The organism is Lysobacter fragariae (assembly GCF_054779775.1).
Window position 1 is genome coordinate 38,095 of sequence record NZ_BAAGXP010000006.1, and the last position, 22,175, is coordinate 60,269.

Below are 22,175 nucleotides of genomic sequence, written 5' to 3' on the forward strand. Positions count from 1 at the left end.
ACGCACCAACCCGGAGACGACGTGAGTCGCAACAGCAAAGGCCGCATTGGCGGTATCGCGCTCTTATTGATCCTGATTGCCGCTGGCGCCGCCGCCGTATGGGCGTGGCAGCGCTACAACGCCTTCGCCTACCAGCCCATGGCTGGCATCGATGCCGGCGAAACGGTCGTTGTCGAGCCCGGCGACTCGCTCCCCATCGTCCTGCGCAAGTTGCGCGCGGCGGGGGTGACCACCGGTGAATCGCTGGAATGGCGCGTGCTCGCGAAACACCTGAGGGCCGCAGGCAAACTGCAGGTCGGCGAATATCCGCTCGACCAGAACCGGACACCGCGCGAACTGATCATTGCAATGCGCGACGGCCGGGTGATCCAGCGCCGCTTCACCATCGTGGAAGGCTGGAACATCCGCGAACTGCGCGCCGCGCTGGCGAAGGCGTCACCGCTGAAGCAGGAAACCGCGAAGATGAGCGATGAAGAGCTCATGGCCGCGCTGGGTCATCCCGGGCAGCATCCGGAAGGCCGATTCCTGCCGGAGACCTACCTCTACACGGGAATGGACAGCGATCGCGACGTGCTTGAACGTGCCTACGCCGCGATGGAGAAAGCGCTCGCGTCGGCTTGGGAAGAGCGCGCGAAGGACGGCGTCCTGAAGTCGCCCGACGAGATGCTCACCCTGGCTTCGATCGTGGAGAAGGAAACCGGCGTCGCCGACGAACGACCGCAGATCGCGGGACTGTTCGAGCGGCGCCTGAAGATCGGCATGCTGCTGCAAACAGACCCTACTGTGATCTACGGAATGGGCTCCAGCTACAACGGCAACATCCGCAAGACCGACCTGCAAACCGATACGCCCTACAACACCTACACGCGTGCTGGACTGCCGCCCACGCCCATCGCGATGGCGGGAACGGGCGCGCTGAACGCCGTCGCCCATCCCGCGTCGGGCGAAGCGCTGTTCTTCGTTGCCGTTGGCGACGGCAGTGGGCGCCATCTGTTCGCGCGCACGCTGGCCGAACACCAGGCCAACATTGGCCGGTACCTGCAAAACTACCGGCGCGGGCAACAATCGCGCGCCGACGACAAGCCGACGGACAAGGCCCCGGTTTCGCAATGACGCTGAGCAGGCATCCACGTTTCGTAACGCTGGAAGGCGGCGAAGGCGCCGGCAAGTCCACTGTGCTTTCGGCGTTGCGCGAGTTCCTCATAGCGCGCGGATTCGAAGTCGTTTCCACGCGCGAACCCGGCGGCACGCCATTGGCCGAACAGATCCGCGGCCTGCTGTTGGACCCGCACCATGAGCCTCCAGCTGCCGAAACGGAACTGCTGCTGATGTTCGCGGCGCGCGCGCAGCACGTGCGCGAAGTGATCCTGCCGGCATTGCAGCGCGGCGCCTGGGTAATCAGCGACCGCTTCACCGATTCCAGCTATGCCTACCAGGGTGGCGGACGCGGATTGGATCCGACCTTCATCGCTGAACTGGAGCGACGCGTGGTCGGCATCGAACCGGCGATGACGCTGCTCCTCGACATCGGCGTCGCGCATGGGCGCGAACGCACGCGCGGGCGCGATCATGCTCCTGGCGGGAATGGCCCGGACCGCATCGAGCGTGAGCGGGACGACTTCTTCGAGAAGGTGCGCGAAGCATTCCTGGCGCGCGCCAGTGCGGAACCCGCGCGGTTCCGCGTGATCGATGCCACGCAGGCGGTCGATGCCGTCGCCGCGCACGCGGTCGCGCACTTGCGCGCGCTGGCGGACGCATGAGCAGCCTTTCATGGCTCCCGTGAGCGAATTCGCGCCCTGGCAACAGCGCATCTACGCGCAGACGGCAGCCGCGCTGGAGGCGGGCAGGCTGGGGCATGCGCAGCTGTTCTGCGGGCCGGTACAACTGGGCAAGCGTGCGGTGGCCAATCGCCTGGCGCGACGGCTGCTGTGCATGGATCGCGTCGCGGGTGAGCCCTGCGGCCATTGCCGGGCCTGCACCTTGATGGACGCCGGTACGCACCCGGATTTCCATGCGGTGTCATTCATACCGAACAAGGAAGGCACGCGGCTGCGGACCGAGATCATCATCGAGCAGATGCGCGACTTGTCCACGGCGTTCACGCTCACGCCGCAGTACGGTGGCGCGCAGATCGCCATCATCGACCCGGCCGAAGCCATCAACCATTCCGCCAGCAACGCGTTGCTGAAGACGCTGGAGGAGCCAGTGCCAGGCCGCTACCTGTGGCTGGTCACGGCACATCCCGCGCGCCTGTCGGCAACCATCCGCAGCCGCTGCCAAAAACTCGAGTTCCGGCTGCCGCCGCAGGATGAATCGCTGGCCTGGATGCGTTTGCGGGGTCACGCGGATGCGGTTGCACGCGAGGCGCTGGACGCCGCGCGCGGACACCCGGGACTGGCAGACGAGTGGTTGCAGGGCAACGGAATGGCCTTGCGCCGCGAGGTCAGCTCGGACCTGGCCAAGGTCGCGCAGGGCACGTTGGCCGCAACCGACGCAGCGCAACGTTGGACAGCGGATGACGACACGGAATTGCGCCTGCGTCATGCCGCCGACATTGCATTGGCCGAGGCTGGCCGCTTGACCGATCCGATGCGAGCGAGCAGTCTGGCGCAGTGGTTCGATCGGGCCAATCGCGTCCGTGAACTGTTGCGGACCACCGTGCGAGCCGATCTGGCCGTCGTTGAATTATTGCTTGCCTGGCGCGGAGCGGGCGGATCGGGAGGACACCGGGGATGAGTGCAATGATGGGGGCTGGCGGTGCCAAGCAGGGCATCCTTTCCCATGCGGTCAAGGACAAGGCGTCGCTGTTCAGTGCGTATATGCCATTCCTCAAGGGCGGTGGCATCTTCATCGCCACGCCGCGCCGCTACTTCCTCGGCGACGAAGTTTTCTTGCTGCTGACGCTGCCTGAATCCACCGAGCGACTGCCCGTCGCCGGCAAGGTCGTGTGGGTCACCCCGCCGGGAGCCCAGGGCAATCGTCCGGCAGGCGTTGGCGTTCAGTTCCCTGACACCGCAGAAGGTGAGGCGGTGAAGAGCAAGATCGAGACGCTGCTGGCTGGCACTCTCACTGCGGAGCGTCCGACGCACACGATGTAACGGTGCCGGGCAGGGCGGAGTGCTTTCCGTTGCCATCCACGAAGCGACATGAAAAAAGCGCCGTTAGCGGCGCTTTTTTCATTGCGGGCAAAGCGAGGTGCCCGCTTAGAGCTGATCCCACCCGGCGCGCGGTGCAAATCGGTCGCCGTGCTTCGCCTGCAGTGCCTTGAGCTTTTCCAGCAGCACTGCCGGACCGGTTTCACGGATGTACTGGATTGGGCCGCCGCGGAACGGCGCAAACCCGGTGCCGAAGATCACGCCCGCATCCAGCAGGTCGGGATCGCTCACCACGCCGTCGTGCAGGCAGGCGACGGCTTCGTTGAGCAGCGGCAGGATCAGGCGGTCTTCCAGATCGGCGGGCGCTTGGTATTCCTTCGGCACTTCGGGCTTCACCGCCTTGCCGTTCTCCCACTTGTACAGGCCCTGGCCGTCCTTCTTGCCGCGTTTGCCGGGCTCGATCTTCCCCGACAGCGCCGCCGGAACATCGATGCCGAGGAACGGCGCGAGCTCGGCCGCCACGCCGGCGCCGACGTCCAGGCCGACGGTGTCGACGAGTTCGATCGGCCCCATCGGCATGCCGAACTTCACCGCCGCCTTGTCGATCACCGCGCCCGGGATGCCTTCGGAATACGCGGTGACCGCTTCCAGCATGTACGGGAACAGCACGCGGTTGACCAGGAAGCCCGGCGTGCCCTTCACGGGCACCGGCAATTTGTCGATCGCCTTGCAGAACGCAGCCAGGCGCTGCTCGGTTTCGGGCGACATGCCGTCGTGGCGGATGATTTCCACCAGCGGCATCAGCGCGACGGGATTGAAGTAGTGCAGGCCCGCGAATTGCGCCGGTCGCGCGATGTGGTCGCGCAGTTCGGTGAGCGGGATCGACGAGGTGTTGGTGGTGAGCAGCGCGTCGGACTTCATGCGCGGCTCGACCGTGGCGTACAACTCGCGCTTGGCTTCGGGGTTCTCGATGATCGCCTCGATGACGAGGTCCGCGCTTGCCGCGCCGTCGCCGGTCAGGTCGCCCTTCAGGCGCGCGGCGACGGTGCCGCGTTTGGCTTCGTCCTTCACTTTCTTCGCGAACAGTTCGCTGCTGCGGGTGAGGGCAGCGTCGATGAAGCGTTGTTCGCGATCATTGAGGGTGACGTCGAAGCCGCGATACGCCGACCACGCAGCGATGTCGCCGCCCATCACGCCAGCGCCCACGACATGGACATGCTTGATGCCGTGATCCTTGCCGCCGGACGCCTTCAGCCGCTCCTGCAGGAAAAAGATGCGCACGAGGTTGCGCGCGGTCGGCGTGCTGGAAAGTTTCACCACCGATTTGCGTTCGGCGCCGAGCAGCGCCTGCACGCCGCCACTGGCACGCTGCCAGGTGCTGATCAACGCGTACGGCGCCGGGTAGTGCTCCTTGCGTGCCTTGCGCGCGACCTGCTTGGCCAGCATCGGCGCCAGCAGCTGCCGTGCCGCCCAGGTGTTGGTCGCCCAGCCCATGAAGCGCTGTTTGAACGGGCGCTGCATGCCTTTGAGGGCGAGCGTGGCGGCGGCGTCGATGAGCGTCGACGGGTCGACGACCTTGTCCACCAGCCCCATCGCACGCGCCGCCGATGCCGACAGCGAGCGGCCGGTCAGCATCAGGTCGAACGCTGCCGGCGCACCGACCAGTCGCGGCAGACGAACGCTGCCGCCCCAGCCGGGGAAGATGCCCAGCTTCACTTCCGGCAGGCCGATGCGGGTGGAGCTGTCGCTGCTCGCCACGCGGTAACGGCAGGCCAGTGCGATTTCGGTCCCGCCGCCCATGCAGAAGCCATGGATCGCGGCGACGGTCGGGCAGGGCAGTTCGGCCAGGCGCTGGAACACCTGCTGGCCACGACGGATGGCGTCGCCCACGGTGCCCTTCGCGTCGAACTCGGCGAATTCCTTGATGTCCGCGCCGGCCACGAAGCCGCTGGTTTTGGCCGAGCGGACGACCAGACCCTTGGGCGGGTCCAGCGCCAATCGCTCCAGCAGGCTGTCCAGCTCGATCAGCACGGCTTGGGCGAAGGTGTTGACCGAGGCCTCCGCCCGGTCGAACGCCAGCACCAGTACGCCGTCTTCGCGCTGTTCGAGTTTCCAATGCTGTAAGCGAAGACCGTCGAGGCCAGCAAACATGCGGCACCATCCTGAATGTTGGGGGGCGGTGCGATCCGCACCAGGGTTGCCAATCGTCCGGAATGGCGGCGAAGGCGCCTATGATCGAGAGCTTGTTTCGACGCCGTCAAACCGTATGGTCAGACCATGACGCCTGGCGCTTGTGGCGTATGGTCCTCGTCCCGATCATGACTGCATGAAACTTTTCCCCGAAAGGGTTGTCCCACGGTTCGGCCCCGCCGAGCTGACAGGAGTGCCGGCGCGGTGATGGCCGAGAATTCGTTGACCCCGGAATCCGACCTGGACCAGGAACTGGTCCGGCGCGTGCAGCGTGGCGACAGTGCCGCGTTCGATGCCCTGGTGCGCAAGTACCAGCATCGGATCGTGGCCCTGATCGGGCGCTACGTCGCCGACTGGAGCGAGTGCCAGGACGTGGCGCAGGAGACGTTCATCCGTGCCTACCGCGCGCTGCCCAATTTCCGGGGCGACTCCCAGTTCTATACGTGGTTGCACCGGATCGCCGTGAACACTGCCAAGAACCACCTCGTCGCTCAGAACCGCCGTCCGCCCACGGACGACGTCGATGCCGCCGACGCGGAGCAGTACGACACCGGCACGCGCCTGCGCGATACCGCCACGCCGGAGCACGAATTGCTGCGCCAGGAAATCGAACTTACGGTGATGAGGGTTGTCGAACAGCTGCCGGAAGAGCTGCGCACGGCCATCAGCCTGCGTGAAGTCGACGGCCTGAGTTACGAGGAGATCGCCGCCAGGATGGATTGCCCGATCGGAACGGTGCGTTCGCGCATCTTCCGCGCACGTGAGGCAATCGATGCCGAACTGCGACCTTTGCTGGACCACGATGCCAACCTCCGGGAGCGTGCCCACCGATGACTTCCAACCATCACCAGTCCAAGCATCACCAAATCGGACCGCGCGACGAGCGCGAATCGCTCAGTGCGCTGTTCGACGGCGAATTGCCGCGCGACGCCGCACGCTTCGCGCTCAAGCGCCTGGACCACGATGCCGGATGGCGCGACAGCTGCGGTCGCTGGCAACTCATCGGCGACGCGATGCGTGGCCAGGCCACCGCGGCCGCACCTGCCGATTTCGCGGCGGGCGTGATGCGCAAGCTGGTTGCGGAAGGGCAGGTCGCTGCTGCGCCGCAGGAAGCTTCCGCGCTGGCGGGCGCGAACGTCGCCGTGCAGCCAGGTGGCGGTTCGCGTCGCTGGATCGGCGGCGCAGCGCTGGCGGCATCGGTGGCTTTTGTCGCGGTGCTGGCGGTGCGGCCGTTCTCGCAGTCGTCCGTGACTGATCCGACACTACAGGTGGCGGCACAGGTAGCGCCGGCATCGGACGCTTCGAAGTCGGTTGCCGCTGCGGTTTCCGCGGCTGATTCTGCCACGCAGGCATCGGGCACGCCTGAGGTCCGTTCGATCGCTGCAGTGGATACCCAGCGGGATAGGCGTAATCGCACGCTTCGCACGGCTCCGCGCGCCGCTGGTGGCGATTCGCGGCCCACCGAATCGGTGACGAGTGTCGACGCTGCCGCGACGATCGCCGTCGCGCCGTCGCACAAGCCTTTCCACCCACCGACCGACGAAATCACCACGCGTCCGTGGCCGCGTGCCGTGCTGCCTGATTCCGCATCCGGTGCGTTCACCGCCAGCTTCGGCACGGCACCGTCGTTCTATCCCTTCGAGCCACGCGTTCCGTCCGAGCCCGCTCCGCCGGCGCAGGACGAACCGCATCGCTGAACACACCTTTCGCGGGCCAGGCCAACACCGGCCCGCCGTCGTCCTCTCCCTCGCTGCACCAACAGAAAACCAAGCCATGAACCGACCGCTCCGCTCCCTGGCCGTGCTCGGCGTCCTTGCCATGCCCGTTGCCTGCACCGCACAACCGCCCGCCAACGGCGTCGCGACCACCACGCCTGTCACTGTCGCGACCGCGCAGGTCGCGGCGCCGGCGGCCCCGATTGTTTCCGGGCTTCCCGATTTCACCGGACTGGTGCAGCACGTCGGGCCGTCCGTGGTGAACGTCAGCGCCGAGGCCTCCCCGCAGCAGGCCACCCGTGGCCAGGGCGGCCCGGGCGCGCAGGACATCCCGGAAATCTTCCGTCGCATGCTGCCGCCGGGCATGTTCGAGGACCCTGAGGGTCCGGACTCTGATGGCCCAGGTTCCCCGGTTCCGCAGGGGCCGCGTGGCGTGTCGATGGGTACCGGCTTCCTGATTTCCGCCGATGGCTACGTGCTGACCAACCACCATGTGGTCGAAGGCGCGGACAAGGTCACGGTCAAGCTGTCCGACCGCCGCGAGTTCAAGGCGAAGGTGGTCGGCAGCGACCAGCAGTCCGACGTCGCCCTGCTCAAGATCGAAGGCAGCAACCTGCCGGCGCTGCGCATCGGCGATTCGGCGCACCTCAAGCCGGGCCAGTGGGTGGTCGCGATCGGCTCGCCGTTCGGCCTGGACCAGTCGGTCACGGCGGGCATCGTGAGCGCCGTGGGGCGCGCCAATCCCTACGCCGACCAGCGCTACGTGCCCTTCATCCAGACCGACGTCGCGATCAATCGCGGCAATTCCGGCGGCCCGCTGCTCAACACCTCGGGCGAGGTCGTCGGCATCAATTCGCAGATCTTCAGCAATTCCGGCGGCTACATGGGCGTGAGCTTCGCCATTCCCATCGACGTTGCCATGAACGCCGTCGACCAGATCAAGAAGACCGGCAAGGTCAGCCGCGGCCAGCTCGGCGTGCAGGTGCAGGCGATTTCCGCCGAAGACGCCCGTGGCCTTGGTCTGCCCGACGCCAGCGGCGCGCTGGTGTCGGTCGTGGCGCCGGGTAGTGCGGCGGGCAAGGCCGGCGTCGAGCGCATGGACGTGATCCGTGCGGTCAACGGTCGCGCAGTCAACGTCTCCAGCGACCTGCCGCCGCTGATCGGTGGCCTGGCGCCGGGCTCCAAGGTGCGGCTCAGCGTCCTGCGCGAAGGCAAGCCGCGCGAGATAGACGTCGTGCTGGACACGCTGAACGAAGCGTTTGCGGGTGGCGCCAGCGATGCCCCCGGCCCGGACGAGCAGGGCGGGCCGGCCGCCACCGGTCGCGGCAACCCGCTGGGGCTGGTCGGGCAGGACCTGACCTCCGCCGAACGCCAGCAGCTCGGCCTGCAATCCAGCGAGGGCGTGCGCCTGGCAAAGGTGGGCGACATCGGTGCCGACGCCGGCCTGCAGCCGGGCGACGTGGTGCTGTCGGTTGGCCGCCGCAGCGTGGGCAGTGCTTCGGCGCTGGATCGTGAGCTGGGCGGTGTGAAGCAAGGCCAGACGGTGATGCTGCTGGTGCGTCGTGGTGCTGCGACCCAGTTCGTGGCGGTGACGGCGGGCTGACCAGCCGTTGACGGCTTGGCGCCCGGCGTTCCACCAGAATCAGGGCGCGCGGGTGTGGGGTCGGGATTCGGTGCCTACGCCGGGGCAGGCACGATGCCGTGTGCGATAATCGCCCGTTAACTTTTCGCAAGACGGCACGACGCCGCCCCCATGCATCTGATTCGCAACTTCTCCATCATCGCCCACGTCGACCACGGCAAGTCGACGCTGGCTGACCGCATCATCCAGCTCTGCGGCGGCCTCGAAGCCCGCGAGATGGAAGCGCAGGTCCTCGACTCCAACCCGATCGAGCGCGAGCGCGGCATCACCATCAAGGCCCAGTCCGTCTCGCTGCCGTACAAGGCGAAGGACGGCAACACCTATCAGCTCAACTTCATCGACACGCCCGGCCACGTCGACTTCAGCTACGAAGTCAGCCGTTCGCTCGCCGCCTGCGAGGGCGCGCTGCTGGTCGTCGATGCGGCGCAGGGCGTTGAAGCCCAGTCCGTCGCTAACTGCTACACCGCGGTGGAGCAGGGGCTGGAAGTCGTCCCCGTCCTCAACAAGATCGACCTGCCGACGGCCGACGTCGACCGCGCCAAGGCTGAGATCGAGGCCGTGATCGGCATCGACGCCGAAGATGCCGTCGCGATCAGCGCCAAGACCGGCCTCAACGTTGATCTGGTGCTGGAAGCCATCGTCCAGCGCATCCCGCCGCCGAAGCCGCGCGATACCGACAAGCTGCAGGCGCTGATCATCGACTCGTGGTTCGACAACTACCTGGGCGTGGTGTCGCTGGTGCGTGTGATGCAGGGCGAGATCACCCCGGGCACCAAGATCCTGGTGATGTCGACCGGACGCACGCACTTGGTCGACAAGGTCGGCGTGTTCACGCCCAAGCGCAAGGACCTGCCCAAGCTCGGTGCCGGCGAAGTGGGCTGGATCAACGCGTCGATCAAGGACGTCCATGGCGCCCCCGTCGGCGACACGCTGACGCTGGCGAGCGACCCGGCGCCCAAGCCGCTGCCGGGCTTCCAGGAAATGCAGCCTCGCGTGTTCGCCGGCCTGTTCCCGGTCGACGCCGAGGACTATCCCGCGTTGCGTGAAGCGTTGGAAAAGCTGCGGCTCAACGACGCCGCGCTGCGCTTCGAGCCGGAAAGTTCGGAGGCGATGGGCTTCGGGTTCCGCTGCGGCTTCCTCGGCATGCTGCACATGGAAATCGTGCAGGAGCGCCTGGAGCGCGAATACAACCTCAACCTGATCAGCACCGCTCCGACGGTGGTCTACGAAGTCCTCAAGACCGACGGCACGGTGTTGCCGATGGACAACCCGGCCAAGCTGCCGCCGGTGAACATGGTCGAGGAAGTCCGCGAGCCGATCATCCGCGCCAACATCCTCACGCCACCGGACTACATCGGCAACGTGATCAAGCTGTGCGAAGAGAAGCGCGGCGTGCAGATCGGCATCCAGTACATGGCCAGCCAGGTGCAGATCAGCTACGAGCTGCCGATGGCGGAAGTCGTGCTGGATTTCTTCGACAAGCTCAAGTCGGTGAGTCGCGGCTATGCATCGCTCGATTACCACTTCCTGCGCTTCGAGGCTGGTCCGTTCGTGCGCGTGGACACGCTGATCAACGGCGACAAGGTCGACGCGCTGAGCATCATCGTCCACCGCAGCCACGCCGACCGCCGCGGTCGCGAGCTGTGCGAGAAGATGAAGGACCTGATTCCGCGCCAGATGTTCGATGTGGCGATCCAGGCGGCTGTCGGCTCGCAGATCATCGCGCGCAGCACGGTCAAGGCGATGCGCAAGAACGTGCTGGCCAAGTGCTACGGCGGCGACATCAGCCGTAAGAAGAAGCTCCTCGAGAAGCAGAAAGAGGGCAAGAAGCGGATGAAGCAGGTGGGTCGCGTGGAAATCCCGCAGGAGGCCTTCCTGGCGGTGTTGCAGGTGGACAGCAAGTAATACCGTCGTGGCCCGGCGAGGGTAGGGTCGCCATACGAAGTGGGGAACTGTTTGCCGAAGTCGTAGGTCCGTAGCTACGCTCTGGGTGGCAAGCTCGCCAAGCCGGCCTCCAGTGCGGACGCGTCGGCCGTAGTTCCACTCCGATCGTCCAGCCCGCCCAGCCGGAATGCCGGCCGTCACTCCAATCAGGTTCCAAAGGAACACGCATGATCTGGTTCGAAACCATCCTGGTCGTCCTCACCCTCTTCACCGGCCTGGTCTGGCTGCTGGACAAGCTGTTCCTGGCCAAGCGCCGCGCCGCGAGCGCCGGCCTGCTGGACGAGGGCAAGGAGCCGGTGGTCGTCGACTACTCCAAGGCTTTCTTCCCGGTGCTGGCGATCGTGTTGATCCTGCGCAGCTTCGTGGCCGAGCCGTTCCGGATTCCGTCCAACTCGATGATGCCGACGTTGCTGACGGGCGACTTCATCCTGGTCAACAAGTTCTCCTACGGTCTGCGTCTGCCGATCACCAACAAGAAGTTCCTGTCGGTTGGCGAGCCCGAACGCGGCGACGTGGTGGTCTTCCACTTCCCCGGTTTCACTCCCAACGACCCGAACAAGGGCGTCGACTACATCAAGCGCATCGTCGGACTGCCCGGTGATCGGGTCGGTTACCACAACAACCAGGTGACGGTGAACGATAAGGTCGTCGCCTACGAGCAGCTGGGCACGTACACCGGCCGCGGCAAGGGCTCGGAGATGACCGGGGCGATGGAATTGCGTGAGAATCTGCCCGGGCGACCGCATTCCGTCCTGGAAACCTCGGCTTCCTCGTTCATCAATCAGGGGGAAGGTGACTGGGAAGTCCCGCCGGGGCACTATTTCGTGATGGGTGACAACCGCGACAACAGCGAAGACAGTAGATTCTGGGGGTTCCTGCCCGAGAGCGAGTTGCGGGGCAGGGCGTTCCTGATCTGGATGAGCTGGGATGGTGGGCTCGAGTACCAGCGGATCGGCACCAAAATCCGTTGAATTTACAGTTCCGAACAATGGGGAGAAGTCGGATGAAGCGTACGCAGAGCGGCATGACCCTGATCGGGTTCGTCATCGTAATGGCGGTGGGCGGCGTGTTTGTCTACGTCGGCATGCAGTTGTTCCCGATGTACAACGAGTTCTTCTCGGTGAAGAAGGCGATGGCCAGTCTCTCCAATGAGGCGGGCATTGCCAACGACAACCCGAGCTCGATCGAGAACAAGTTCTTCAAGCGCCTGTACATCAGCTATTCGGAGAACGTCAAGCACCCGAACGTGAAGATCGTACGCAAGGAAGCCGGCTGGTTGATGACGGTGGACTACGAGGTCCGCCGTCACGTGATCGCCAACCTTGATGTCGTTGGCAAGTTCCACGCCGAGCAGTTGCTGGCTCGCAAGCCGGGCGAGTGATTGAACAACCGCATCGGTTACCGGTTCGCGCAGTCGGGCCTGCTGGAACAGGCCCTGACCCATCGCAGTGCCGGGGCACCCCACAACGAACGACTTGAGTTCCTCGGCGACGCGCTGGTCAACCTGATCGTCGCCGAGGCGCTTTACTCACGATGGCCGCAGGTGGACGAGGGTGCATTGACACGGGCGCGTGCCGAGCTGGTACGCGAGTCCGCGCTGGCTCCCATCGCCAGGACCCTCGAGCTGGGCGGCATGCTCACTCTCGGGCCAGGCGAAATGAAATCCGGCGGCCATCGCCGTGATTCGATCCTCGCCGATGCGCTGGAAGCCCTGGTGGCAGCGATCTACCTCGATTCCGATTTCAATACCTGCCGCGAGGCGGTGCTGCCCTGGTTCGAGCCCGCCATGGCCGCGCTGCCGCCGCCGCACAAGGTCGGCAAGGACGCCAAGACCCGCCTGCAGGAATGGCTGCAAGGCAAGCAGAAGCCGCTCCCAGCGTATGCACTCCTGGCGGAGTCGGGCGAGGAGCACGCGAAGACCTTCCAGGTCAGCTGCACGCTGGCGCAGCCGGCGCTGGTCGCGCAAGGCGAGGGGAGTTCGCGCCGTGCCGCGGAGCAGGCGGCTGCGGAAGCCGCTTTGCTTGAGCTGGGCGTAGCCTGACCTCAGCCTCGGCAGTTGCCTCCAGCGAGTTCGCCAAGGCGGCTCCCGATTGAACCGCGCGGCACCAATCGCCGGTTTGCCCTCACACGCCACCGGGCGGACAATCCACAGATGACAGATTCCCACCATCACGCCGGCCACGTCGCCGTCATCGGCCGTCCCAACGTCGGCAAGTCCACCCTGGTCAATGCACTGGTAGGGGCCAAGGTCAGCATCGTCTCGCCGCGGCCGCAGACCACCCGGCATCGGCTGCTGGGCATCGCCACCTTCCCCGAAGGCCAGCTGCTGTTGGTCGACACCCCCGGCATCCACCGTGAGCAGAAGCGGGCGATGAACCGGATGATGAATCGTGCCGCGCGTGGCGCCGTGGAAGGCGTGGACGTGGCACTGCTGGTAGTGCGGGCCGGGCAGTGGGACGACGAAGACACCCTTGCCTACGACGCCCTGCGCGACGCCGGAATGCCAGTGGTGCTCGTGGTCAACCAGGTCGATCGCGTCACCGACAAGACCAAGCTGCTGCCCTACCTGGCCAAGGTCAGCGAAGGTCGCTCGTTTGCCGGCGTGCATCCGATCTCCGCGCTCAAGCGCAGCGGCCTGGAAGCGCTGGTCAAGACGGTGCTCTCGCAGCTGCCCGAACAACCGCCGCTGTACGGCGAGGACGAGATCACCGACAAGAGCCAGCGGTTCCTCGCCGGCGAACTGGTGCGCGAGCAGCTGATGCGCCAGCTGGGCGAGGAGCTGCCGTATGCCACGACGGTGGAAATCGAACGTTTCGTCGAAGAGCCTTCGCCGAAGTCCGGCGTCATGCTGCGCATCGGTGCGGTGATCTGGGTAGAGCGCGAAGGGCAGAAGCTGATCGTGATCGGCAAGGGCGGCGAGCGCCTGCGCGAGATCGGCACGAAGTCGCGCCTGCAGATGGAACGGCTGTTTGGCGCCAAGGTCTTCCTGGAAACCTGGGTCCGCGTGCGCGAGGGCTGGTCGGACGATGAGGCGGCGCTGCGCGCGTTCGGTTATCACGACTGAAGGGAACGTTAGTCAGGTCGCTGAGCGTCCGGGCGTGACAACGATGGCATTGTAGGGCCCGCTGTCGCGCCCGTTGGCCGCAAGGATGGCGTCGACGACGTGGTGAGCTTCGTTGTCCCATGTCGGGATGATGGTTCACTGTCTGCACGGACGATTGTCCTTTCCTGAGCCCGATGCGCCTCACCGCCGAACCTGCCTTCGTCCTCCACACCCGACCCTGGCGCGAGAGCAGCCTGCTGGTCGAAGTGTTGAGCGTCGGACAAGGCCGACTTGGACTGGTGGCGCGCGGCGTCCAGGGGCCGAAGCGCCAGACGCTGCGTGCTGCCCTGCAGCCGCTGCAATACATCCGGTTCGATGCCGTGCAGCGTGGCGAATTGGCGACGCTCTCTGCTGCGGAAGCCCTGGACGCCGCACCACGGCTGGCGGGGGACGCGCTGCTTGCCGGCTTCTATCTCAATGAACTCACGCTGCGGCTGGCCCCGCGCGGCGATGCGCAACCAGAACTTTTCGAGTCGTACCGGCTGGCGCGGGCGCGCCTTGGCGCTGGCGAATCGCTGGCGTGGACGTTGCGGCGTTTCGAGCGCGAATTGCTCGATGCGCTGGGTTTCGGGTTCGAATGGAGTCTGGACGGCGACGGCTTGGCGATCGACCCGGCCGCGCGTTACCGGCTCGATCCCGAATACGGACCACGGCGGCTGCTGAGCGATCGCGGCCACGAAGACCGCCGCAGTGCTGCGACCGGTCGCGCCCTGCTCGCCGTGGCGCGTGATGTGCTGCCGGACGAAGAGGACCTCGCCAGCCTGCGCAGGCCGATGCGCGAAGTGCTGTTGCATCACCTCGGCGGACGCGGCTTGAAGTCCTGGGAAATGCTGGGCGAACTCGCGCGGGTCGTGGTGCCGGGAGCGCGCGGGCCAGAACCCGGGTCTGACCTGGACTCCGGGCGCTGACGCACCAGGCGCGTCCCTGTCCGACTTACGTGCGCGCCTCGCAGGTGGCCCGCGCCACCAATTCGAACTCGTGCAGCAACGTCGCCGACTGCGGATCCCGCTGCAGCGACACCACCGTTGCGCCCAATCGTGCCGCACCCACGAAGCCGCAGCTCGCGCGCAGGCGATGCAGCTCGGAATCCAGCGCATCGTGCTCTGCATTGCGCGCGGCATCGGCTACGCGCACATGCACTTGCGGCAATTCGTCCAGGAACAATCCACGCAGCGCGGCGATGTGTTCGCGGTTGCCATTGAGCGCGCGCGCGGCGCTTTCGTCGTCCCACAGGGGCAGCGTATCGGCGGTACCCGTGGACGCGTCCGGCGTTACGTCGGCTTCGATGCCGAGCGAGCGTCGAAGCGTGGATTGCACCACCGTCGTCGGCAGCGGCTTCACCATCACCTGCGAAAAGCCTGCAGCAAGCAGGATCCTGCGGGTGTCCGGATCATCGTCGGCGGTGTGCGCCAGTGCCAGCGTATCGGGATGGTGCGGACGCAGGCGCGCGAGCAGAGCCGCGCCGGAACCGTCCGGCAGGTTGGCGTCGAACAGCCATGCGTCGTAGTGCTGCGTGGAGCCCAGCGCATAGGCTGCCGTGACACTGTCGGCAACGTCCACCACCGCCGGCAGGTCCTGCAGCGCCGCGGTGAGGAAGGTGCGGCTGATGGGGTCGTCCTCGACCAGCAGGACTCTCGGCAACGCGTATGTCATGGATTCAGCGGTCCTGTCGGTATCCTTGTCCGATGATCGCGATGTTACGTCCCTTGGCCTGCCTGTTCCTCGTTGCCTGCATAGGTGGCGTTCAGGCGCGCACGGTGAACGCGCGCATCGTGAAGATCACCACCGCCGTTGCCGCGCTCGAAGGCGTCCGCGTGCGCCTGGACTGGCCCGATGGCGCCGACAGCGGCACGCTGCGGCTGCAGGCGGCGAAGGTCGACGCTCCCGACCTGGGCTATCGCTTCCGCGACCTGGACTGGCGTTGCGCCCTGCAACGCGACGGCCAGGGCGGCTGGCGCTGCGAGGGCGCGATCACGAACGGTGCAGCGCGTGGCCAATCCCTGCAGCTCTCGCTGGCGTTGGGTGTCGCCAGTACCGACGCACGACTGTCGCGCAACGGCAGCGCATTGGCCCTGCATCGCGACGTCGCCACGCCCGACGCGACCCACATCGACCTCACCCGCGTTCCGCTGGCGTGGGCGCAGGCCCTGATGTCGAAGGCGTGGCCGGACGGCCGCGTAACTGCAGGCACGCTGGATGGCGCCCTCGCCATTTCCGCACCTGCCGGCAAACCGCTGCGTATCACCGGCCCGCTCAGCGTGCATGGCGGCGCATTCGACACCCCTGACGGGACCACCGCCGCGGAAAACCTTGGCGCGAAGCTCGCGCTGGACATGTCCTTCGCCGATCGCGACCAGATCACTATCGACGGCCAGTTGCTGGGCGGCGAGCTGCTGTTCGGCAGCGCCTACATCGCACTCCAGCAACGCCCGGTCGGCCTGCGCGTGGAAGCCTCGCAGCAGGCCGGACAGGGCTGGCATTTCCCACGCATCCAGTGGCGCGACAACGGCATCCTGCAGGCCGATGGCACCGCGGCACTGGGCGAAGACGGCAGCTTCCGCAACCTCGACCTGCGCCTTGTCAGCCCTGACCTGATACCGCTGCGTGATACCTATCTCTCCGGTTGGATGGGGCTGGCGGGCGTCTCCGACCTGCAGCTCAGCGGCGCTGCCGATGCGCGCCTGCAACTGGTCGACGGCGCGATGCACGATGTCGATGTCGCGCTCCACCAGGCCACCATCGACGATCCGCAGCAGCGTTTCGGCTTCGACCGGCTCGATGGCGACCTGCGCTTCTCCGCTGCGGCGTCCGTGACATCTCAACTGCAATGGCAGGGTGGCGAGCTCTACGGGCTGGCGTTCGGTGCCGCGCAGGTGCCGTTGGAGAGCCACGACGGCGACCTGCGCATCGTGCAACCGGTGTCGGTGCCGATGCTGGGTGGCCAGATGCGCTTCGATCACCTGACTCTGCGCCCGCCGACCGATGGTCAGGGACTGGACGTGCGCTTCGGCCTGTCGCTGCAGCAGCTCGACGTCGGTCAGCTCGCCACGGCGCTGCACTGGCCTGCCTTCACCGGCACGCTGACGGGCGAGATTCCACAGGCGCACTACGCGGCCGAACGACTGGACTTCGACGGCGGGCTGGGCATGCAGCTGTTTGGCGGCGAGGTGGCGGTGTCGAATCTCTCGATGGAGCGACCGTTTGGCGTCGCACCGACGCTGTCGGCGGACGTCGCGATGGATGACCTCGACCTCGAAGCGCTGACCGGCGTGTTCGGCTTCGGCAGCATCACCGGAAGGTTGGATGGCCGCATGGACGGCCTGCGCATGGTGGACTGGCAGGCCGGCGCATTTGATGCCGAACTGCACACCGACCGCGCCGCCGCCCGCCGCCACCACACCCGCCAGCGCATCAGCCAGCGCGCGGTCCAGGACCTGTCGAGCGTGGGCGACGCGTCCTTCATGACCAGCCTGCAATCCCGGCTGATCGGGCTCTTCGATGATTTCGGCTATCGCCGCATCGGCATCGCCTGCATGCTGGCGGACGATGTCTGCCGCATGGACGGCCTCGGTTCAGCGGGCCAAGGATTTATTATCGTCGAAGGATCGGGCGTGCCCCGACTGAGCGTGGTCGGATTCAACCGAAGGGTCGATTGGCCGACCCTCGTCGAGCGCCTGGGTGCGATCGGCAAGGGCGAGGTGGCACCGGTGGTTGAGTAGCGTCCATAGTGCGACAGGTACGGGAATTCTGGTTTCACTGTTTTTGTTGGCGGGCCTGGGCCCGCCCTACGGGAGAAGAGCGATGCGTCGTCTGTTGGGAATTCCGGTTGCCGCCGTGGCGCTTACGGCCTGCGTGACCATCAATGTGTACTTCCCGGCCGCCGAGGCCAAGGAAGCGGCGAAGGAATTCGTCGAGAAGGTCATCGGTGACGAGGCCGACAAGGTGAACGTCAAGCCCGAACCAAAGTCCGACGGCAGCGGTGGCATGGCGCTGCAGGCGCCGGCCACGCGCGAATCCGTCCAGCAGATGCTGGCCCGCGTGGACCTGCTCAGCGTGGTCGGCATCGGCACTGCGCACGCGCAGGGCCAGCCCGACATCACCATCAAGACCCCGGCGATCCAGGCGATCCAGGGCCGCATGGCCTCGCGCTTCGATTCGCAGCTGCGTGCGGGTTTCGACGCCGGTGCGCTTGGATTTGCCGGCGACGGCACGATCGTCGTGCGCGATGCCGCCAAGCTGGCGCTCAAGGATCGGGTCGCGGTCAACCAGGCGGTCGCCGACGACAACCGCGACCGCAAGGCGGTGTATCGCGAAGTGGCGGTCGCCAACGGGCATCCGGAGTGGGAGAGCCAGATCCGTGACGTGTTCGCGAAGCAGTGGATTGCCAGCGCGCGGTCGGGCTGGTGGTACCAGAGCGCCGGGGCGTGGAAGCAGAAGTGATTTCGCCAAGGGCGAAATATTCCTGACCATAGTTGAGGTCTGCGAATCTGGAGGCCCACTTTGGTGGGCCTTCTGCTTGTTTGGCCCGACCGTCCATCGGCGGGATCGCCGACGGGGCCGAGCAGGTGCGTAGGCGGTTGATTCGCTGTGAGCGAGCCGGGCAGCCACCGGCTTGCGTGGCGAAGCGACCGGGATGGGCCTGCCGGGTGTCCAAGGCCGCCGGCGCGGCATCTGGCTCGCAGCGACGTGTGATTGGTCGCGGGCCTCTGCGACAATACCCGGCCCGGAAATACAGAAATTCCCAGTGGCCCGCATTGATCAGACGCCCTTTGAAGTAGCAATCACCGGCCTCACCCACGACGGCCGCGGCGTCGCCCGGCGCGATGGCGAAGGCGGCAAGGTGACCTTCGTCGCCGGAGCCTTGCCGGGCGAGCGGGTGATGGCGAAGCAGACCTCGCGTTCGCGCCATTTCGACGAGGCGATGACGGTTGAAGTCCTGGAGGCGTCCGAGGATCGCGTGCAACCCAAGTGCCCGCACTTCGGTACCTGCGGCGGCTGCGCCCTGCAGCACCTGGCCGAGGACAAGCAGATCCTGTCCAAGCAGCGCGTGCTGCTGGAAAACCTGGAACGCATCGGCCACGTCGTGCCCGAGCGCGTGCTGCCGCCGCTCACCGACGCGCAGTGGGGTTATCGGCGCAAGGGTCGCTTCTCCGTGCGCCGCGTCGAGAAGAAAGATAAGACGCTGGTCGGATTCCGCGAGAACGATCCACGCTTCGTCGCCGAACTCTCCCGTTGCGAAACCGTGATCCCGCAGATCGGCGAAAAGATCGGCGCGCTCGCGGCGCTGGTCGATGGCATGCAGGCACGCCGCGACATTCCGCAGATCGAATTCATCGCCGGCGATGCCGTGACCGATGCGGGCGACGGAAATTTCGGTGGCGTCGCGCTGACTTTCCGCCACCTGACGCCCCTGTCGGACGCCGACCAGGCTGCGTTGGTGGCATTCGGCAAGGCGCAGGGCTTCGCGATCTTCCTCCAGCCCGGTGGCGTGGACAGCGTGCATCCGCTGTGGCCGGCCGACCCGCGCCTCGCATTCAAACTGCCGGACTGGAATCTCGAATTCGTGTTCCGTCCGCTCGATTTCATCCAGGTCAATGCGGGCCTCAACGGCCGCATGATCCAGTCCGCGCTGGATCTGCTGGATCCGCAGCCGGAAGACCGCGTGCTGGACCTGTTCTGCGGGCTGGGCAACTTCACCCTGCCGCTCGCGCGCCGCGTGCGTGAAGTCGTCGGCGTGGAAGGCGAGGCCGGCCTGGTGCGCCGCGCGCGTGAGAACGCCGCGCACAACGGCATCGGCAATGCGGAGTTCCATGCCGCCGACCTGGGCAAGGATCTCAGCGACCACACCTGGATGCGCGAAGGCTTCGACCGACTGCTGCTCGACCCGCCGCGATCGGGCGCGGACTTCGTGCTGACGCAGCTCAAGCTCAAACAGTTCAAGCGGATCGTCTATGTCAGCTGCCATCCCGGTTCGCTGGCGCGCGATGCCGGTTACCTGGTCAACGAAAAGGGCTGGAAGCTGCGCGCGGCAGGGGTGATGGACATGTTCCCGCATACCGCGCATGTCGAATCGATCGCGATGTTCGAGCCCCGCTGATTCGATTTTCTCTCTCCCTTTCGCGCAGCGAAGGGGAGGGCCGGGGTGGGGTGCTTGTGTTCTTGCTTCTGGTCTTCACTCAGGGCGACAGAAAAAGCACCCCTCCCCAACCCTCCCCTTCGCTTCGCGAAAGGGAGGGAGTAACACAGCACACGCCGGGTAGGCCACGGGGACAAACATGGGCATCGAAATCGAACGCAAATTCCTCGTCACCGACGACAGCTGGCGCGCCATGGCGCACAAGGTCGTGCCGATGGCGCAGGGCTATCTCAACGATCTCGCGGCCATGGACACGCAGTTGAAGGGCAGCGGCGCGATGAAGGCCTCGGTGCGCGTGCGCATCCAGGGCGACGAGGCCTACCTCAACCTCAAGTCGCGTGAGCTGGGACACACCCGGCACGAGTTCGACTATCCCATCCCGGTGGACGACGCCCGCGGCCTGCTGGCGCTGAGCGTGGGCGGACTGGTCGACAAGAAGCGGCATTACGTCGACTTCGGCGGCTACCTGTGGGAAGTCGACGAGTTCCTGGGCGACAACGCCGGGCTGGTCGTGGCCGAAATCGAGCTGCCCAGTGCCGATGCCGCCTTCGCGAAACCTGCCTGGGCCGGCCGTGAAGTCACCGACAGCTCGCGCTACTACAATCTGGCCCTGGCCTCGCGCCCGTACTCGCAGTGGAGTGCGGCCGAGCGCGACGGCACCGCGCCCTGACGGCGCGCGCAAAACGGAGATCATCCACCATGCTTGTCATCGGCGTCGCCGGTACCGAACTCACTTCCCAGGAACGCGACTGGCTGCAGCACGACGCCTGCGCCGGCGTAATCCTGTTCTCCCGCAACTTCGCCTCGAAGGCGCAGGTGGCCGAACTGTCGCAGGCGATCCGCGAAGCCTCCCGGATTCCGCAGCTGGTCTGCGTCGACCAGGAAGGCGGTCGCGTGCAGCGTTTCCGCGAGGGTTACAGCGCGTTGCCGCCGCTGGAGAACTTCGGCCGCCTGTACGCACAGGACGCGGCCGCCGCGTTGCGCATGGCCGAGGAACACGCCTGGCTGATGGCGAGTGAAGTCCGCGCGACCGGCGTCGATCTCAGCTTCGCACCGGTAGTCGACCTGGGCCGCGGCAATCGCGCCATCGGCAATCGTGCGTTTTCGGAAGATCCCGCGATCGTCGCCGAGTTCACCCGCGCCTACGTGCGTGGCATGCACGCTGCAGGCATGGGCGCGACGCTGAAGCATTTCCCGGGGCATGGTTCCGTGCTGGAAGACACGCACTTCGACGATGCCGTCGATCCGCGTCCGCTCGAGGAGATCCGCGCGCTGGACCTGGTGCCCTTCGTCGCCGGCATCGAGGCCAAGGCCGACGCGGTGATGATGGCGCACGTGGTGTATCCGGCCGTCGCTCCGGAGCCGGCGGGTTACTCGAAGGTATGGATTGAGGACATCCTGAGGAAAGAGATGGGCTTCCGCGGCGTGGTCTTCAGCGACGACATCGGCATGGCCGCGGCGTTCTCCGCTGGCGGCATCAAACAGCGCGTCGACCTGCACCTGGATGCGGGTTGCGACGTCGTGCTGGTGTGCCATCCGGAGCTGGTCGAGGAATCGCTCGAAGCGATCAAGGACCGCAAGCTCAACACGATGGCGCTGGCGGGGCTGATCGGCCGTGGCGCGATGGGGTGGGACGGTCTGCTGGCCGACGCCCGTTACGGCGAAGCACGCGGTCGCCAGGAAGGACTCGCCTGATGTCGGCCGCGGATCAATCGCCTCCGCACGACCTGCAGGCCGCGCTGGCCAACAGCGACGTCATCCATGACCGCGTCACCCTGGAAGCCGCGATCGCGCGCATGGCCGCGGCGATCCAGGCGGATTTCGTCGGCAGCGTGCCGTTGTTCATCACCGTTATGCACGGCGGCCTGCCGTTCGCGGGACAGCTCGCGCTGGAACTGGGCGCGCTGGGACAGGACCTCGAATTCGAATACCTGCACGCCACGCGCTACCGCGGTGCGACGTCCGGCGGCGAACTGACGTGGAAACATCGACCGGTTACGTCGTTGCAGGGGCGCCGCGTGCTGCTGGTCGACGACATCGTCGATGAGGGCCACACGCTCGCCGCGATCCGTGACTGGTGCCGCGCCGAGGGCGCCGGCGACATCCGCATTGCCGCACTGGCGGTGAAGCGGCACGACCGCTGCGTGCCCGGGCTGCATGCGGATTATTTCGGCGTCGATGTGCCGGACCGCTACGTCTACGGTTACGGCATGGACTACCACGAACAGGGCCGCAGCCTGCCGGCGATCTACGCGCTGAAAGACTGATTTTTCGAACCGTCGTGTCCTTCTGCCACCCGGCCGCGGGCGGCAAGGCGATACGCCGGGGCAACACCCAACGGCGACCGTGG

At 66.3% G+C, this 22,175-nt stretch carries 21 protein-coding genes; 19 read left to right on the forward strand and 2 right to left on the reverse strand.

The features are described 5' to 3' along the window. Positions 1 to 21: 21 nt before the first annotated feature. Genes mltG through ACYVD7_RS06245 form a run of 4 tightly spaced genes read left to right on the forward strand, consistent with a single transcriptional unit; the run spans position 22 to position 3,098 of the window. Positions 22 to 1,113 (forward strand): endolytic transglycosylase MltG, encoded by a 1,092-nt coding sequence (gene mltG, locus ACYVD7_RS06230; RefSeq protein ID WP_460760470.1) that lies wholly within the window; start codon positions 22 to 24, stop codon positions 1,111 to 1,113. Beyond that, positions 1,110 to 1,760 carry a dTMP kinase gene (tmk, locus tag ACYVD7_RS06235; protein WP_460760473.1) on the forward strand — a complete coding sequence of 217 codons (651 nt, stop codon included), beginning with the start codon at positions 1,110 to 1,112 and terminating at the stop codon, positions 1,758 to 1,760. Before mltG ends, tmk begins: the two co-directional genes overlap by 4 nt. A gap of 19 nt (positions 1,761 to 1,779) precedes the next feature. Next, positions 1,780 to 2,736 (forward strand): DNA polymerase III subunit delta', encoded by a 957-nt coding sequence (locus ACYVD7_RS06240; protein WP_460760475.1) that lies wholly within the window; start codon positions 1,780 to 1,782, stop codon positions 2,734 to 2,736. Positions 2,737 to 2,744: 8 nt separating this feature from the next. Next, positions 2,745 to 3,098 (forward strand): PilZ domain-containing protein, encoded by a 354-nt coding sequence (locus ACYVD7_RS06245; protein WP_460761836.1) that lies wholly within the window; start codon positions 2,745 to 2,747, stop codon positions 3,096 to 3,098. A 105-nt stretch (positions 3,099 to 3,203) separates the two neighbouring features. Here the strand turns inward: ACYVD7_RS06245 and ACYVD7_RS06250 are convergent, their stop codons facing one another. Continuing rightward, positions 3,204 to 5,246, reverse strand: coding sequence for a 3-hydroxyacyl-CoA dehydrogenase NAD-binding domain-containing protein (locus ACYVD7_RS06250; protein ID WP_460760478.1), 2,043 nt, complete (start codon positions 5,244 to 5,246; stop codon positions 3,204 to 3,206). 246 nt (positions 5,247 to 5,492) lie between these two features. On the opposite strand from ACYVD7_RS06250, the gene rpoE reads away from it, so the two are divergent. From rpoE to recO, 9 genes are all read left to right on the forward strand, one after another. Then, positions 5,493 to 6,119 (forward strand): RNA polymerase sigma factor RpoE, encoded by a 627-nt coding sequence (gene rpoE / locus ACYVD7_RS06255; RefSeq protein WP_460760480.1) that lies wholly within the window; start codon positions 5,493 to 5,495, stop codon positions 6,117 to 6,119. Next, positions 6,116 to 6,982, forward strand: coding sequence for a sigma-E factor negative regulatory protein (locus tag ACYVD7_RS06260; protein ID WP_460760483.1), 867 nt, complete (start codon positions 6,116 to 6,118; stop codon positions 6,980 to 6,982). The genes rpoE and ACYVD7_RS06260 overlap by 4 nt, the downstream gene beginning before the upstream one ends. Positions 6,983 to 7,058: 76 nt before the next feature. Continuing rightward, positions 7,059 to 8,603 carry a Do family serine endopeptidase gene (locus ACYVD7_RS06265; RefSeq protein ID WP_460760486.1) on the forward strand — a complete coding sequence of 515 codons (1,545 nt, stop codon included), beginning with the start codon at positions 7,059 to 7,061 and terminating at the stop codon, positions 8,601 to 8,603. A 150-nt stretch (positions 8,604 to 8,753) separates the two neighbouring features. After that, on the forward strand, positions 8,754 to 10,547 hold the full coding sequence (lepA, locus tag ACYVD7_RS06270; protein ID WP_460760488.1) for a translation elongation factor 4: 1,794 nt from the start codon (positions 8,754 to 8,756) through the stop codon (positions 10,545 to 10,547). Positions 10,548 to 10,753: 206 nt separating this feature from the next. After that, the gene (gene lepB, locus ACYVD7_RS06275; protein WP_460760491.1) at positions 10,754 to 11,557 is read left to right on the forward strand and encodes a signal peptidase I; all 804 of its coding nucleotides are present in this window, start codon (positions 10,754 to 10,756) and stop codon (positions 11,555 to 11,557) included. Between the two features lie 32 nt (positions 11,558 to 11,589). Next, positions 11,590 to 11,967 carry a DUF4845 domain-containing protein gene (locus ACYVD7_RS06280; RefSeq protein WP_460760492.1) on the forward strand — a complete coding sequence of 126 codons (378 nt, stop codon included), beginning with the start codon at positions 11,590 to 11,592 and terminating at the stop codon, positions 11,965 to 11,967. Further along, on the forward strand, positions 11,968 to 12,627 hold the full coding sequence (gene rnc, locus ACYVD7_RS06285; protein WP_460760494.1) for a ribonuclease III: 660 nt from the start codon (positions 11,968 to 11,970) through the stop codon (positions 12,625 to 12,627). Positions 12,628 to 12,738: 111 nt separating this feature from the next. Next, the gene (gene era, locus ACYVD7_RS06290) at positions 12,739 to 13,650 is read left to right on the forward strand and encodes a GTPase Era (RefSeq protein WP_460760497.1); all 912 of its coding nucleotides are present in this window, start codon (positions 12,739 to 12,741) and stop codon (positions 13,648 to 13,650) included. Between the two features lie 173 nt (positions 13,651 to 13,823). Then, complete coding sequence (recO, locus tag ACYVD7_RS06295; RefSeq protein ID WP_460760500.1) at positions 13,824 to 14,597, forward strand: DNA repair protein RecO; 774 nt, start codon at positions 13,824 to 13,826, stop codon at positions 14,595 to 14,597. Positions 14,598 to 14,622: 25 nt separating this feature from the next. Here the strand turns inward: recO and ACYVD7_RS06300 are convergent, their stop codons facing one another. Beyond that, positions 14,623 to 15,342, reverse strand: a complete 720-nt coding sequence (locus tag ACYVD7_RS06300; protein ID WP_460760503.1) for a response regulator — start codon at positions 15,340 to 15,342, stop codon at positions 14,623 to 14,625. Positions 15,343 to 15,374: 32 nt separating this feature from the next. On the opposite strand from ACYVD7_RS06300, the gene ACYVD7_RS06305 reads away from it, so the two are divergent. From ACYVD7_RS06305 to ACYVD7_RS06330, 6 genes are all read left to right on the forward strand, one after another. Beyond that, entirely contained in the window at positions 15,375 to 17,408 is a 2,034-nt protein-coding gene (locus ACYVD7_RS06305) for a translocation/assembly module TamB domain-containing protein (protein ID WP_460760506.1), read from the forward strand. Between the two features lie 82 nt (positions 17,409 to 17,490). Next, positions 17,491 to 18,129, forward strand: a complete 639-nt coding sequence (locus ACYVD7_RS06310) for a DUF1318 domain-containing protein (RefSeq protein WP_460760508.1) — start codon at positions 17,491 to 17,493, stop codon at positions 18,127 to 18,129. A gap of 304 nt (positions 18,130 to 18,433) precedes the next feature. Then, on the forward strand, positions 18,434 to 19,786 hold the full coding sequence (rlmD, locus tag ACYVD7_RS06315; protein WP_460760511.1) for a 23S rRNA (uracil(1939)-C(5))-methyltransferase RlmD: 1,353 nt from the start codon (positions 18,434 to 18,436) through the stop codon (positions 19,784 to 19,786). Positions 19,787 to 19,964: 178 nt separating this feature from the next. After that, positions 19,965 to 20,495, forward strand: coding sequence for a CYTH domain-containing protein (locus ACYVD7_RS06320; protein ID WP_460760514.1), 531 nt, complete (start codon positions 19,965 to 19,967; stop codon positions 20,493 to 20,495). 29 nt (positions 20,496 to 20,524) lie between these two features. After that, on the forward strand, positions 20,525 to 21,520 hold the full coding sequence (gene nagZ / locus ACYVD7_RS06325) for a beta-N-acetylhexosaminidase (protein ID WP_460760516.1): 996 nt from the start codon (positions 20,525 to 20,527) through the stop codon (positions 21,518 to 21,520). Continuing rightward, entirely contained in the window at positions 21,520 to 22,092 is a 573-nt protein-coding gene (locus tag ACYVD7_RS06330) for a hypoxanthine-guanine phosphoribosyltransferase (protein WP_460760519.1), read from the forward strand. The genes nagZ and ACYVD7_RS06330 overlap by 1 nt, the downstream gene beginning before the upstream one ends. Positions 22,093 to 22,175 lie beyond the last annotated feature (83 nt).

Excerpts from the sequence above, each read along its gene's own strand:
- tmk (WP_460760473.1), top strand. The coding sequence starts at position 1,110 with ATGACGCTGAGCAGGCATCCACGTTTCGTAACGCTGGAAGGCGGCGAA.
- ACYVD7_RS06245 (WP_460761836.1), top strand. The coding sequence starts at position 2,745 with ATGGGGGCTGGCGGTGCCAAGCAGGGCATCCTTTCCCATGCGGTCAAG.
- ACYVD7_RS06250 (WP_460760478.1), bottom strand. The coding sequence starts at position 5,246 with ATGTTTGCTGGCCTCGACGGTCTTCGCTTACAGCATTGGAAACTCGAA.
- rpoE (WP_460760480.1), top strand. The coding sequence starts at position 5,493 with ATGGCCGAGAATTCGTTGACCCCGGAATCCGACCTGGACCAGGAACTG.
- ACYVD7_RS06260 (WP_460760483.1), top strand. The coding sequence starts at position 6,116 with ATGACTTCCAACCATCACCAGTCCAAGCATCACCAAATCGGACCGCGC.
- ACYVD7_RS06265 (WP_460760486.1), top strand. The coding sequence starts at position 7,059 with ATGAACCGACCGCTCCGCTCCCTGGCCGTGCTCGGCGTCCTTGCCATG.
- lepA (WP_460760488.1), top strand. The coding sequence starts at position 8,754 with ATGCATCTGATTCGCAACTTCTCCATCATCGCCCACGTCGACCACGGC.
- lepB (WP_460760491.1), top strand. The coding sequence starts at position 10,754 with ATGATCTGGTTCGAAACCATCCTGGTCGTCCTCACCCTCTTCACCGGC.
- ACYVD7_RS06280 (WP_460760492.1), top strand. The coding sequence starts at position 11,590 with ATGAAGCGTACGCAGAGCGGCATGACCCTGATCGGGTTCGTCATCGTA.
- era (WP_460760497.1), top strand. The coding sequence starts at position 12,739 with ATGACAGATTCCCACCATCACGCCGGCCACGTCGCCGTCATCGGCCGT.
- recO (WP_460760500.1), top strand. The coding sequence starts at position 13,824 with ATGCGCCTCACCGCCGAACCTGCCTTCGTCCTCCACACCCGACCCTGG.
- ACYVD7_RS06300 (WP_460760503.1), bottom strand. The coding sequence starts at position 15,342 with ATGACATACGCGTTGCCGAGAGTCCTGCTGGTCGAGGACGACCCCATC.
- ACYVD7_RS06305 (WP_460760506.1), top strand. The coding sequence starts at position 15,375 with ATGATCGCGATGTTACGTCCCTTGGCCTGCCTGTTCCTCGTTGCCTGC.
- ACYVD7_RS06310 (WP_460760508.1), top strand. The coding sequence starts at position 17,491 with ATGCGTCGTCTGTTGGGAATTCCGGTTGCCGCCGTGGCGCTTACGGCC.
- ACYVD7_RS06320 (WP_460760514.1), top strand. The coding sequence starts at position 19,965 with ATGGGCATCGAAATCGAACGCAAATTCCTCGTCACCGACGACAGCTGG.
- nagZ (WP_460760516.1), top strand. The coding sequence starts at position 20,525 with ATGCTTGTCATCGGCGTCGCCGGTACCGAACTCACTTCCCAGGAACGC.
- ACYVD7_RS06330 (WP_460760519.1), top strand. The coding sequence starts at position 21,520 with ATGTCGGCCGCGGATCAATCGCCTCCGCACGACCTGCAGGCCGCGCTG.